The 12,939-nt window shown below is 39.7% G+C and carries 14 protein-coding genes; all 14 read left to right on the forward strand.

Annotated features, from left to right (window positions below):
- On the forward strand, positions 1–918 hold the full coding sequence (mreC, locus tag ACWTVK_RS00690) for a rod shape-determining protein MreC (protein WP_295232062.1): 918 nt from the start codon (positions 1–3) through the stop codon (positions 916–918).
- Complete coding sequence (gene mreD / locus ACWTVK_RS00695) at positions 915–1,406, forward strand: rod shape-determining protein MreD (RefSeq protein ID WP_456045629.1); 492 nt, start codon at positions 915–917, stop codon at positions 1,404–1,406. Before mreC ends, mreD begins: the two co-directional genes overlap by 4 nt.
- A gap of 23 nt (positions 1,407–1,429) precedes the next feature.
- Positions 1,430–3,352, forward strand: a complete 1,923-nt coding sequence (gene mrdA / locus ACWTVK_RS00700) for a penicillin-binding protein 2 (RefSeq protein ID WP_349224430.1) — start codon at positions 1,430–1,432, stop codon at positions 3,350–3,352.
- A gap of 1 nt (position 3,353) precedes the next feature.
- Positions 3,354–4,277 carry a P-loop NTPase gene (locus ACWTVK_RS00705; RefSeq protein ID WP_456045630.1) on the forward strand — a complete coding sequence of 308 codons (924 nt, stop codon included), beginning with the start codon at positions 3,354–3,356 and terminating at the stop codon, positions 4,275–4,277.
- An 8-nt stretch (positions 4,278–4,285) separates the two neighbouring features.
- Entirely contained in the window at positions 4,286–5,389 is a 1,104-nt protein-coding gene (gene rodA, locus ACWTVK_RS00710; RefSeq protein WP_297937112.1) for a rod shape-determining protein RodA, read from the forward strand.
- Positions 5,390–5,448: 59 nt separating this feature from the next.
- Positions 5,449–7,332: a TIGR03960 family B12-binding radical SAM protein gene (locus tag ACWTVK_RS00715; RefSeq protein ID WP_456045631.1), complete on the forward strand. Its 1,884-nt coding sequence runs from the start codon at positions 5,449–5,451 to the stop codon at positions 7,330–7,332.
- On the forward strand, positions 7,304–7,999 hold the full coding sequence (locus ACWTVK_RS00720) for a TIGR03936 family radical SAM-associated protein (RefSeq protein WP_456045632.1): 696 nt from the start codon (positions 7,304–7,306) through the stop codon (positions 7,997–7,999). The genes ACWTVK_RS00715 and ACWTVK_RS00720 overlap by 29 nt, the downstream gene beginning before the upstream one ends.
- Positions 8,000–8,087: 88 nt before the next feature.
- Positions 8,088–9,515 carry an Rne/Rng family ribonuclease gene (locus ACWTVK_RS00725; protein ID WP_456045633.1) on the forward strand — a complete coding sequence of 476 codons (1,428 nt, stop codon included), beginning with the start codon at positions 8,088–8,090 and terminating at the stop codon, positions 9,513–9,515.
- A gap of 26 nt (positions 9,516–9,541) precedes the next feature.
- On the forward strand, positions 9,542–10,114 hold the full coding sequence (locus ACWTVK_RS00730) for a manganese efflux pump MntP (RefSeq protein ID WP_316596271.1): 573 nt from the start codon (positions 9,542–9,544) through the stop codon (positions 10,112–10,114).
- A gap of 204 nt (positions 10,115–10,318) precedes the next feature.
- The gene (rplU, locus tag ACWTVK_RS00735) at positions 10,319–10,630 is read left to right on the forward strand and encodes a 50S ribosomal protein L21 (RefSeq protein ID WP_004698652.1); all 312 of its coding nucleotides are present in this window, start codon (positions 10,319–10,321) and stop codon (positions 10,628–10,630) included.
- A gap of 2 nt (positions 10,631–10,632) precedes the next feature.
- The gene (locus ACWTVK_RS00740) at positions 10,633–10,947 is read left to right on the forward strand and encodes a ribosomal-processing cysteine protease Prp (protein WP_456045634.1); all 315 of its coding nucleotides are present in this window, start codon (positions 10,633–10,635) and stop codon (positions 10,945–10,947) included.
- A 12-nt stretch (positions 10,948–10,959) separates the two neighbouring features.
- The gene (gene rpmA, locus ACWTVK_RS00745; RefSeq protein WP_004696430.1) at positions 10,960–11,244 is read left to right on the forward strand and encodes a 50S ribosomal protein L27; all 285 of its coding nucleotides are present in this window, start codon (positions 10,960–10,962) and stop codon (positions 11,242–11,244) included.
- A 214-nt stretch (positions 11,245–11,458) separates the two neighbouring features.
- Positions 11,459–12,115 carry an ABC transporter ATP-binding protein gene (locus ACWTVK_RS00750; RefSeq protein ID WP_456045635.1) on the forward strand — a complete coding sequence of 219 codons (657 nt, stop codon included), beginning with the start codon at positions 11,459–11,461 and terminating at the stop codon, positions 12,113–12,115.
- The gene (locus ACWTVK_RS00755; RefSeq protein ID WP_456045636.1) at positions 12,112–12,876 is read left to right on the forward strand and encodes an ABC transporter permease; all 765 of its coding nucleotides are present in this window, start codon (positions 12,112–12,114) and stop codon (positions 12,874–12,876) included. The genes ACWTVK_RS00750 and ACWTVK_RS00755 overlap by 4 nt, the downstream gene beginning before the upstream one ends.
- Positions 12,877–12,939 lie beyond the last annotated feature (63 nt).

The raw sequence follows: 12,939 nt of genomic DNA on the forward strand, positions 1-12,939 counted from the left end.
ATGATACAGTCAGATAAAAAGTTAATTATCGTTGTTGTCATTAGCTGTATCCTATTAGCGTTGCTCGGATTTGCATGGAAACAACGAACTAGTATTCCTTTTGTTACTGTCACTCTTGAAGGTATCACAACACCATTTGCTTATGGATCTGCCCGTTTGCTTGATGGTGTACAAACCGGTTTTACAGTGCTCAATAATGCTATTTCTGCAACTATTGAAAGTGATGAGGCAGCATCTCGCAAGGCTGCATTAGAACAAAAGGTTGTTAACTATGATGAAGTAGTAGCAGAAAATATTCGACTTCGTCAATTGCTCAACTATAAGAGCAATCATCCGGAATTCTCCATGACTTTAGCCGGTATTATTACAAAGGATTACGGCACATGGACAAATACTTTCACTATCGATAAGGGTAGTGAAGAAGGGATGGCTGTCAATATGGCTGTCGTTGTACCAAGTGGGGTAGTTGGTTTTATTACCGATGTATACCCTCACTCGTCTCGAGTACAAACCATTCTTGACCCACGTAGTGCAATCGGTGTTATTGTACAACGTCCTGAATCTCGCCTATCTGGTGTCGTAAAAGGTAATGGTGACTCACCTCGTACGCCATTAATGGTAAATATTGCCCGTGATGGTGATGTATTAGTAGGGGATAAATTAATCACCTCTGGGTATGGTGGTATCTATCCTAAAGGATTGCCTGTTGGTAATGTACAGTCCATTGAAAATGATACAGAAGGTTTTGTAAAGAATGCCGTAATTACACCAAGTGTGGACTTCTATCGTTTAGAAGAGGTGTTTGTCCTTACATCATCTTCCGTAAGTGCACCACCAAAACCAGGGCTTGAGCCTAAACTGGTACCTCAAACACAACGGGATCAAGTTGAAGGGGCAAAGGGGGCCGTTAAACCATGATGCGTCTAGCTTTAGTCCTCTGTGGATTCTTAATTTACTTTATACAGGCCCAATTATTGCCTGCTATTTTTCATACGAATTGGTTACCAAATTTAATTTTGACCATCATTGTTATGGTCACACTATTTAAAGGTCGTTATATGGGTTTGATGGCAGCTGTTATAGGTGGTATTGTACATGATGTATTAATATCTAACTTCTTTGGGCTCCATTTATTCCCTTACGTTCTTGTGGTTTACATATTATCCGCAGTGAAACATCGACTCTATGAAGAACGTTGGTATTGGTCCAGTGCTATTGTAGCCATTTGTACGTTGCTTGATGGATTTATCCGCAGCTTAATGATATTGGCCAGTGGCGGGGATTTACATATAGGGTTATATATGTGGCATATGGTTATACCGGTACTATTTTGGAACGGTCTATTGGCTGCCATCGTACATGGATTATTGTGGCGTAAGGACGAACAGCAAGATTATATTTGGTAATAAATTAGTAAGGGGGTGAAAGAGTGCTTGAAGGCCTCTATAAACGAAGAAAAACGAGTCGCTTTGATGTACTCTTTTACATTGTAGCGGGCATATTTATAGTGTTAGCATTGCGTTTGTTTATGCTACAAATCTTGGCTGGTGGCTATTATCAAGCCAAGGCGGAAGGCAACCGATTGCGCATGGTACCGATGACTGCAGCACGAGGCGTTATGTATGATCGTAATGGTCAAATTCTTGTAGGCTCTCGACCTGCCTATACTATATCTATCATGCCTACCGGAAAGGCTTTGGATGATGGTGAAGTTGCTAAATTGGCAGCTTTATTAAAAATGAAGCCTGAAGATATTACAAAGAAGGTTAATGATCACAAGTATGGTTATGAGCCAATACGTATTGCTAATGATATTTCTATGGACGTAGTGACAACCATTGAAGAGCATCGTCATGAATTACCAGGGGTAACCATTGATGTTGAGCCACTTCGATACTATCCATATGAAACGATGGCTTCTCAATTGTTTGGTTATGTTGGTGAAGTGAGTGAAGAGGAATTAGAAGAGCTAAAACAGCAAGACCCTAATACACTGGTAAGTGGCGGTACTATTTTAGGTCGTTCTGGTCTCGAAAAATTATATGATTCAATCTTGCGTGGTACTGATGGTGGTAAACAAGTTGAGGTAGATGCTACAGGTCGTCCTGTGGCTGAGGTAGATAGAAAACATACAGTGCCAGGTGCTAATATTCATTTAACCATTGATGTAAATCTTCAAAAGGCCGCTGAAGAGGCCGTTAAGAATCAGCTCAATCAATTGCGTGCGCAAGGTATTCCAGCACAAGGGGCAGCAGTGGTGGCCATGGATCCTAATACAGGAGCTATTTTAGCTATGGTCAGTGCGCCTGAATTCAATCCAAACTGGTTTTCTAAAGGAATTACAACTGCTCAATGGAACCAGCTGAATAATGATAAAAATCATCCATTTGATAATAAGGTTATTTCTGGTGAATATCCACCAGGATCACCATTTAAGATTATTACCGGTACAGCAGCGTTAGATCTTAAAAAGGTTACTCCTGAAGAGATGATCTTTGACAGTGGTAAGCACTGGTTGATCGATAAGCGAAATGCAGAAGGTGAAGCCTTAGGATGGCTTAACTTTAATAGAGCACTTGCTAAGTCAGATAACGTTTACTTCTATGAAATGGGTAATCGCGTTGGTATAGAAAATCTCGATAAATATGCTGCTTATTTTGGCATTGGCGAAAAGACTGGTATTAATTTACCAGGTGAGGCGTCTGGCATTATGGCAAGCCCTGAGTATAAACGAAAAGTATATGATGAAGATTGGTACTTAGGTGAAACCTTCGATGCTGCTATTGGTCAATCTTTTACCTTAGTTACACCATTGCAAATGGCTGTTTTACTCAGCGAAGTAGCTAATGGTGGTATTAAATATAAACCTTATGTGGTAAGCCGTATTGATAATAAAGATGGTACTCCGAAAGAGATTTTTGGTCCTGATAAATTAGGTATTCTACCAGTTCCAAAAAATATTATGGACCTTATTCGAGAAGGTTTGCGTGATGTTACAAACGAAGGTGGTACAGCAGGGGACTTATTTAAAGGCTTTCCAATTAATGTAGCTGGTAAGACTGGTACTGCAGAAAATGCACATGGCCGGGATCATGGCTGGTTTGTAGCCTATGCACCATATGATAAACCACAAATTGTTGTGGTTGCACTTGTTGAACAAGGTAGCTTTGGTGCGGGCTCTGCAGGTCCAATCGTACGAGATGTGTTAGCCGCATATTTCAATGTACCATTAAATAAAAAAACGAATGATACAAATACTAAAAGTAATAAAGATAGTGCAACTGTAGGGAATACGCCTAATGGGCAGAAACCTCAGAATGCAGTAACAAGTGGGCAACCAAGAAAGGATTAGTATGGGCGAAATCATTGGTGTTGTATCCGGCAAGGGTGGCGTAGGTAAAACGACCGTCACTGCATGCTTGGGTGCAGCCTTAAGTCATGCAGGGCATCGCGTATTGCTCTGTGATGGGGACTTTGGATTGCGCGATTTGGATCTCGTGTTAGGCGTGGCAGATGAAATTATCTATGATGCACTTGATGCGAGTGAAGATAAAGAATATACAGATGATGCTATTGTATCAATTGCAGAAAATCTAGATTTCTTACCGGCTAGTCAAAGTGCACGTTGGGAAGATATAGGTCGAAAGAAGTATAAGAAATTAGTTCGTCGGCTTTGTGATGTATATGACTATATTTTGATTGATGCACCAGCAGGGATTGGTAAGGGCATTGAGTCAATTTTAGATCTTGTGAGTCGTTGTATCGTTGTGACACATCCATTGTGGGTATCCTTGCGCAATGGGGCGCGTATGATTCAAGTGTGTCAAGAACATAATATTCGGGACTTTGCTATTGCCTTTAATGCAGTGTCAGTAGATAGTGAAGACATAGATTTATATGATATGTTGGAAGTCCTTCGCGCCGAGTATGTAGGGGCTATGATTCCTTATGATGAAGATATCCTAACATATACACAAGATGGTCATTTGTTAGACCTTGCTTCTCATGAGTTTCGTAATGTATTAGCACCTCTTGTAGACTATGTTGTAACAGGTGATTGTTGGGAAGATTATGATGTACAAAAACAATTTGATGCCTATGTAACTAAGAAAAAAGCGGCTAAAGAAGAAGCATGTACACCGACTCTTGCTTCAGCTGGTGAGTCTATCTTTGGGGATTCAAATACTGTTTTGTATATTAATCGCGGTGGATGGACTACTCAGCGTTTATTAGTACAAGGTAAGCAAAGTTTATGGCGCCGTCGTAAATTGAAATAGGTGATATGATGTGGCGGAAACTATGGAATGATAGCGACTGGGCTATTATCATATGTACTTTTCTACTAGTTTGCATTGGCTTAGCAGCTATTGGCAGTGCAACTCATGTTAATCAAGAGCCTATTGGATTTGGTAGTTTAGTAGTAAAGCAACTTATATTTTTCCTTGCTAATGCAGCTGTTGTGATAGGCATGCAATTCCTTAACTATCATCGATTAAAGGATTGGGGTAATATCATTTATGGCATTACTCTTTTGATGTTAATTGCTGTTATGGCTGTTGGTACATCTGCATTGGGTGCTCAACGGTGGATTCAATTGGGTCCTATTACCATTCAGCCATCAGAATTTTCTAAATTATTGATGATTATCTGTATGGCGAAAATGCTAGAGCCCCGTATTGGCAAGTTAGATACATTTAAGTCTTTAATAATGCCTGTATTATATGTTGGGGTGCCTATTGCGCTTGTATTCTTACAACCTGACTTAGGTACATCTCTTGTGTACATTGCCATTTTTGTGGGGATGCTATTTATCTCTGGCATTAAAACAAGACTCATAAAAATCATTGCGGGCACTGGTTTATTATTGATGCCTTTAGGCTGGTTTGTACTGAAAGAATACCAAAAACAACGTATTCTCGTATTTTTAAATCCAGATATTGATCCGTTTGGATCTGGCTATCATATTATTCAATCTAAGATTGCCATTGGTTCTGGTTTGATTTTTGGTAAGGGACTCTTCAATGGTACTCAAAGTCAGTTGAACTTCTTACCAGAAAACCATACGGATTTTATTTTCTCCGTTATTGGTGAAGAATTTGGCTTTGTAGGTTGTATCATAGTATTATTATTACTCTTTATGCTTATTTATCGCAGCATTAAAGTGGCGTATATGTGCAATGATAATTTTGGTATGTTATTAGCTACAGGTATTGCCACCATGTTTACCTTTGAGGTACTCGTAAACGTAGGTATGACCATTGGTATTATGCCTGTTACTGGTATTCCATTGCCATTCCTTAGTTATGGTGTTAGTGCATTGACTACAAATATGTTGAGTATCGGTATTTTGTTAAATATCGCAATGCAACGGACAAAATATATTTTTTAAATAACCTATGTATATAGGATTGATTGTGAAAGAAGTCTTTCAGAAAAGACGGAGGATGTATGATTCAATTAGATACGTCATGGTTACAACATGTCCAAAAGCCTGCTCGTTATACGGGCGGTGAATATAACAGTATCGTAAAAGATCACAGTACTGTTGATGTAACAATGGCATTAGCTTTTCCAGATGTATACGAAGTGGCCATGAGCCATTTGGGTATCAAAATTTTATATGGTCTTGTAAACCGTCGTGATGATGCAGCAGCGGAACGTGTGTTTGCACCTTGGCACGATATGGAAGAGGAGATGCGCAAGCGCAACATTCCTTTATTTTCTTTGGAAACTCGTACGCCTATTAAAGACTTTGATGTACTAGCCTTTACGCTTCAATATGAGATGAGCTTTACTAATATCTTGAATATGCTCGATTTGGCTGGCATTCCTATGTACGCTAAAGATCGTGATATGGATTTCCCGTTACTCGTATGTGGTGGTCCATGTGCATTTAATGTAGAGCCTATTGCAGATTTCTTTGATATTGTATCTCTTGGTGAGTCCGAAGAATGGGGCGATGAATTTATCGATCTCTATAAAGCTGAAAAAGCAAAAGGTTTCCCAGGTGGTAAAGAGGCGTTTTTGCGTAAAGTGGCTCAAATTCCTGGTACCTATTGTCCTGCATTATATGATGTGGAATATACAGAGCAAGGTGATTTTAAATCGATTACACCTCGCTTTGAAGATGTACCGGCAGCTGTAGAGAAACGCATCGTAGAAGATGTAGAAAATGTGTTCTACCCTACAAAACCTGTAGTGCCATTCTTGGATATCGTGCATGACCGGGCAGTACTAGAATTGTTCCGTGGCTGTACACGGGGCTGTCGGTTCTGTCAGGCTGGTATGTTATACCGTCCTGTTCGTGAAAAAACGCCAGAGCGTTTGCTTCAAATTGCTAAGGATACGATTGCTAACACTGGTTATAATGAAATCTCTTTGATGAGCTTAAGCTCTGCGGATTATTCTAAATTGCCAGAGCTAGTAGACATGCTCATGGAAGAGTTCAAAGACAAACAAGTGAGCGTAAGCTTGCCATCCTTGCGTATCGATAGTTTCTCCATCGATATTGCGAAAAAGGTGCAACAAGTACGTAAAAGTGGTCTTACTTTTGCTCCTGAAGCAGGTACACAGCGCATGCGCGATGTTATTAACAAAGGCGTTAGCGAAGAAGACTTATTGGCAGCGTGTACAAATGCCTTTAAATCGGGGTGGAATACAGTTAAATTGTACTTCATGATGGGCCTTCCTACTGAAACTGATGAAGACCTAGCAGGCATTGCTGATTTGGCGTATAAGGTGCTTGATTTACACCGCGATATTACGGGTAAACGCAATGGTTCTGTAACCGTTAGCGTATCCTTCTTCGTACCAAAAACACATTCTCCATACCAATGGTATGGTCAACAAGATGTAGAGGAAATTCATCGTAAGCAACGCTATTTAAAATCTCTCATCAATAACCGTAATATTTCTTATCATTACCATGATGGCTATACTGGCTACATGGAGGCTGCTTTTGCTCGTGGGGACCGTAGATTGTCTAAGGTTCTTGTAAAAGCATGGGAAGCAGGTTGTAAATTTGATGGCTGGACTGAGTTCTTCAACTATGAAACTTGGTTAAAAGCATTTGCTGATTGTGGTTTGGATCCTGCATATTTTGCACGTCGTACTCGTGATTTCGACGAGCCATTACCTTGGGATCATCTAGATTGCACCGTAAGTAAAGCCTTCTTAAAACGAGAGTGGGAACAAGCGGTAGAGGCAAATTTAACAAGTGATTGCCGTCGCGGTCCATGTAAGGGCTGTAACGTATGTCCAGAGCTAAATACTGCAATTATTGACTATAAGGAGGGTGGCAGAGTTGAAAAAGTTACGTTTGGCCTTAAATAAAGGCGAAAAATTGCGATTCTTGTCGCACCTTGATTATGCACAAGCAGTAGAACGTATGATTCGCCGCGCCGGAATTAAAATGGCTTATTCTGAAGGCTTTAATCCACATATGAAAATTAGCTTCTCCTCCGCACTTGCTTTAGGTGTAACAGCGGCGGCTGAATATATCGATATGGATGTGCTAGAAGAGGACTCTTTAGAGTCTATTATGGAACGTTTGAACCGCGTAGCACCGCCAGGTCTTGAGGTGCTAGGTGGCAAGGAAATGCCTGAAAAGGTTAAAAAAATGATGGCTATCTGTAACTTTGCTATTTACGAAGTTACGGGTCCTGTAACGGATGAACATGCGGATTGGGATGCGTTGCTCAAATCTTTCAACGAAGCTACGGAGATTTCTTATGAAAAGGTGACTCCAAAGAAAACTCGTATCATTGATGTGAAAGAATTTGTAAAAGAACCTATCGTAGCATCTGTTAAGGATGGTATGGTTACCCTTACTATGGGCATCGGCATTTATCCACAAGGTACAATCAAACCTAGCGAAGTGTGGAACCTTGGTAAAGATAAATATAACTGGCCTATTACGACGGGCTATGAAATTCACCGTAAAGCCATTATGGTGGAAAACGAAGAAGGCCGTTACACTCCATTGGAAATTAATTACTAGTACTTTTTACATAAATCTTAAGCGGTTATATAAGCTTTAGTGATTTAAAAGACCTATATATTTTGAATTGAACGAAGGGAGGGATAGGATGCATAAAATTTTGGTCAATGTTATGCGAGAAGAAATTCGCATGGCTGTTATCGACGAAGAAGGGCAGTTAGTAGATTTTGTCCTAGAACGTACTGATGAGTCTCATATGGCAAATCATATGTACAAAGGTACTGTTAAGAACGTATTAAACGGTATGCAAGCGACCTTTGTTGATATAGGGGGCTCTCAAAATGCGTATTTGAACCTTCAACAGGGGAAAGAACAGAAAATCTTGCCACGCCTATCTGTGGGACAGCAAATTCTCGTACAAGTGGTAAAAGAGGAAATGCTTGGTAAAGGAGCTCGCGTTACAGCTGATGTGAGTTTGGCAGGGCGCTTTATGGTGCTTTTACCATATTCTGAAGGCATGCATATTTCTAAGAAAATTACTGATGAAGCAGTACGTGCTAAATTACAAGAATTAGCAGCGCCTTATGTACAGGAAGGCTGTGGATTTATTATTCGTACCGCAGCCGCTAAGGCTAGTGCTGACGAAATCGGTCGTGATATGGAATATCTATGGCGTACATGGCAACATGTGTTAAAACGATTTAAGGTGGCTAAGAGTGGTACTGATCTCTATAGTGATGCGGACTTCTGGTTCCGCCTTGTACGTGACTATGCGCATCGAAATGTAGCAGAAATCATCGTCGATTCCGATATGGGCGAATCTCGATTGCTGGATCTCTTAGGTCATGGACCTACATCACAGCAAATTAAAGTGACACGTCACCGTGGTAGCACACCTATCTTTAAAGCCAATCATATTGAACCACAATTAGAAGATCTTATCTCTCGTGATATTAATCTACCTTCCGGTGGTTCTATCCGCATTGATCATACGGAGGCTCTCACCGTATTTGATGTAAACTCGGCTCATTACACAGGTAAGTCTAATAAGTTAGAAGATCTGGCTTTTACAGTCAATAAAGAGGCGGCAAAGGAAATTTGTCGACAATTGCGATTGCGCGATATTGGTGGTATTATCGTCGTCGATTTTATCGATATGAAGGATAAGTCCCATCAACAAGAGTTGTTAAAATTGTTGAGTGCACAAGCCAAGTTAGATAAGATGAAAACTGTGGTATGTGGTATTAGTTCGCTTGGTCTTGTGGAGATGACAAGAAAGCGTGCCCGTCAAGGTTTGCAAACATTGATGTTTGATACATGTCCTCAATGTGGGGGCACTGGATACATGTTGTCAGGCAGAACTGTATATATGCAAATTATCCGTCGTATACGTGAGCTGTTTAAATCAGGTCGCATTAAATCTAATCTAGAAATTGAAGTCCATCCAGAGGTAGCTCAATACTTAACTAAGGCTGTCCTTGAGGAGTTAGGTGATTCTATAGGGCGTAAGATTTCGATTGTAGTGAATTCACAAATTAGCCGAGAAGGATATTCTTTGATGGCAGTAGCAGAATAAGTAAGTAGTTTTTATAGGTGAGTTTCGTGTCTGTATTTGAAATTATATTAATTAGTATTGGTCTTGCTATGGATGCCTTTGGTGTATCGATTGGTAAAGGTTTATCAATGCCGGTAGGTGAAAATGGCCGAAAGGTTACATTGGCATTCTTATTTGGGTTATTCCAGTTTCTCATGCCTGTTATGGGATGGCTTATTGGTCGCCAGTTTATCGATGTCATATCTGAATGGGATCATTGGATTATCTTTGGACTTCTCGGCTATTTAGGTGTTGCTATGATACGAGAAGGCCTCAGTGATGATGATGAAGACGATGATAAACAGTTTTTAGGTGCTTGGGAAATGATGATGCTCTCCGTAGCCACCAGCCTTGATGCGATGGCGGTTGGTTTAACCTTTGCTTTTCTACCTATTAATGTATGGGAAGCCTCTACTATGATAGGGGTAATTACCTTTGGTATTTCTCTTATTGGTGTGTACCTAGGCAAATTTATGGGCCAGTTCGTGGGAAAATATGCAGACATACTAGGTGGGGGTGTATTGATTCTCATCGGTACAAAAATACTTTTACAACACCTTGGAATTATCGGAGAATTTTAGAGGTTTGTATATATATGAAAGTATCATAAACTGAGCTGTTTATGTTGAATTTTGTTTGACATAGATAGGTAAATACGATATACTATATCAGTATTAGTTCGGTTTACTGAACTTTGCAATCCGCGTGAAGCAGGTTTAAACGCCCGACCGAAGTTCGGGTCGGGATACCGAATTCAGCGAGTTCGATAACAAGGAGGTGTTCTCATGTACGCAATTATTAAAACTGGTGGTAAACAATATCGCGTTGCTGAAGGCGATGTAATTACTATCGAAAAATTGGAAGCAGCTGCTAACGAGTCCGTTACATTCGAAGAAGTTTTGACTGTAGTGAATGACGGCGACGTTAAAGTTGGCGCTCCTCTTGTAAACGGTGCAAAAGTTACAGGTACAGTTCTTGAGCATGGTAAAGGTAAAAAAATCTTAGTATTCAAATACAAAGCTAAATCCAACTACCGTCGTCGTCAAGGCCATCGTCAACCGTTCACAAAAGTTCGTATTGAATCTATCCAAGCTTAATTATGGTTTCCATTGAAATCCAGCGGAATAGTGAAGATCAAGTCATTGGTTGTCACCTATCCGGTCATGCAGGATATGATGAGCATGGCTTCGATATCGTATGTGCTGCAGTGTCTGCCTTATCGGCAACGGCAATGTTAGGACTTACCCAGATTGCTCAGCAAGAAGGGGAATATACGAATAGCGAAGGTCAATGTGATATGGTTCTCTCTGGTACGATTAACCAGAGTGGACAGGATATTCTGGGCACTATGATCCTTGGTTTAAAGGAAATTAGCCATCAATATCCAGAGTTTGTCCAAATACACGAAATATAGGAGGTGAACTTAATGTTTACTTTTGATTTGCAATTGTTCGCACATAAAAAAGGTGTGTCCAGTACTCGTAACGGTCGTGACAGTGAATCTAAACGTCTTGGTGTTAAATGCCATGATGGTTCCATCGTAAAGAGCGGTAACATCATCGTTCGTCAACGTGGTACTCACTTCCACCCTGGTACTAACGTAGGTATCGGTAAAGATGACACTTTATTCGCACTTGTGCCTGGTAAAGTAGCATTCGAACGTGCTGGTCGTTACAACCGTAAAGTTAGCGTATACCCTGTAGAAGCTTAATTTTACATAGACTATTAATCCCTAGTGGTTTTCCACTAGGGGTTTTTTGCTTTTCTGTAGTATGTGTCTAATAGATATATCATAATTAAGCTTAGCATTATCATATGGGCAATGATATAATAGTTAGAATCATTATACTTAAAATTACTATATAACTAGCTACAGTGAGTCGATATTTTGCTTTTAATATACATATGACGAGATAGGGGGCATTATGGCACTGTTAGAATTATCTAATATATCTTATATTGTAAAAGACAAACCTATTATCAGTGATGTATCTTTATCGGTAAATCAAGGCGATTATATTACTATTGTAGGTCCTTCTGGAAGTGGTAAAAGTACACTTTTAAAATTATGTAGTGATCTGATTAGTCCTACATCGGGAACTATTACTTATAATGGTCGCCCCTTAACGGCTATAGATCCTGAATCTTATCGTAGAGAGGTGGGGTACTGTTTTCAAAGACCTTATTTGTTTGCGAAAACAGTACGTCACAATATTCTATTTCCTTACGATATTCGCGGTTTAGAGCCGGATATGAATCGTATAGAATATCTCTTTGACCTACTACATATGCCTCTAAATTATATGGAGCGCCGTAATGATGAGTTGTCTGGTGGTGAAATGCAACGAATATGCCTCATTCGGAGCCTTATTTTCGAGCCTAAAGTGTTGCTTTTAGACGAGGTTACGTCTGCCTTAGATGCGACGAATACATCTATTGTAGAAAATGTGATTGATGAGCTTCATAAAAAGGGAATCACGATCATCTCCATCACTCATAATGAAGAGCAAAGCTTGCGTACTGCTAATCGCCGTATCACTATCGTAGATGGTCAATTAGCAAAAGAGGAGGTATTGCGATGAGTCAGTTTCACAGTATTTCTACTATGTCCTTGTGTCTTGCATCCGTACTAGTTATTATCAGTATGTTCATGTCCTATCGGCAGGAGTTGAAGTTAGAGAAAGATATTTTCATCAGTGCTGTACGTGCTACAGTTCAACTATTAGTCATCGGGTTTATTTTATCGTATATTTTTAGTACGGAAAGTCCAATATTTATTATTGGCTTACTTGGATTTATGGCTTTTAATGCGGCTTATAACTCAGCTAAACGAGGGCAAGGGATTCCGCATGCGTTATGGATTTCTTGGTTTGCTATCACCATTGGTGCATGGATAACCTTATCTGTTTTATTGGTAACTGGTGTACTTAGTTTTACTGCGTACCAATTGATTCCTGTTGGTGGTATGGTCATTAGTGGTGCTATGGTAGCCATTGGGCTTTGTTATCGTCAAATGCTATCAAATTTTGAATTGCGTAAACAAGAGGTGGAAATTAAATTAGCCTTGGGTAGTACACCTAAACAAGCTTCGAAAGCAATAGTTCGTGATGTTATAAAGACGGGCCTACAACCTACTGTAGATAGTGCAAAAACATTGGGAATAGTAGCTTTGCCTGGTATGATGACTGGTCTTATCCTAGCAGGCATGCCTCCATTAGAAGCTGTAAAATATCAGATGATCGTTACATTTATGTCGTTATCCACTATATCAATTGCTTGTTTTATTACGTGCCAGTTGTCGTATAGGACATTTTTTAATACTAGAAATCAATTATATAAGTAATTTTTATTAAAATCTTAATAGTAAATAAGGAATTAATTTAATTACATACATTTTAGTCATATT

The sequence above is a fragment of the Veillonella sp. Ser01 genome (assembly GCF_053850375.1).

What these genes read in the sequence shown, in the direction of transcription:
- mreC (WP_295232062.1), top strand. Translation starts at nt 1, where the DNA reads ATGATACAGTCAGATAAAAAGTTAATTATCGTTGTTGTCATTAGCTGT.
- mreD (WP_456045629.1), top strand. Translation starts at nt 915, where the DNA reads ATGATGCGTCTAGCTTTAGTCCTCTGTGGATTCTTAATTTACTTTATA.
- ACWTVK_RS00705 (WP_456045630.1), top strand. Translation starts at nt 3,354, where the DNA reads ATGGGCGAAATCATTGGTGTTGTATCCGGCAAGGGTGGCGTAGGTAAA.
- rodA (WP_297937112.1), top strand. Translation starts at nt 4,286, where the DNA reads ATGTGGCGGAAACTATGGAATGATAGCGACTGGGCTATTATCATATGT.
- ACWTVK_RS00715 (WP_456045631.1), top strand. Translation starts at nt 5,449, where the DNA reads ATGATTCAATTAGATACGTCATGGTTACAACATGTCCAAAAGCCTGCT.
- ACWTVK_RS00725 (WP_456045633.1), top strand. Translation starts at nt 8,088, where the DNA reads ATGCATAAAATTTTGGTCAATGTTATGCGAGAAGAAATTCGCATGGCT.
- rplU (WP_004698652.1), top strand. Translation starts at nt 10,319, where the DNA reads ATGTACGCAATTATTAAAACTGGTGGTAAACAATATCGCGTTGCTGAA.
- ACWTVK_RS00740 (WP_456045634.1), top strand. Translation starts at nt 10,633, where the DNA reads ATGGTTTCCATTGAAATCCAGCGGAATAGTGAAGATCAAGTCATTGGT.
- rpmA (WP_004696430.1), top strand. Translation starts at nt 10,960, where the DNA reads ATGTTTACTTTTGATTTGCAATTGTTCGCACATAAAAAAGGTGTGTCC.
- ACWTVK_RS00750 (WP_456045635.1), top strand. Translation starts at nt 11,459, where the DNA reads ATGGCACTGTTAGAATTATCTAATATATCTTATATTGTAAAAGACAAA.
- ACWTVK_RS00755 (WP_456045636.1), top strand. Translation starts at nt 12,112, where the DNA reads ATGAGTCAGTTTCACAGTATTTCTACTATGTCCTTGTGTCTTGCATCC.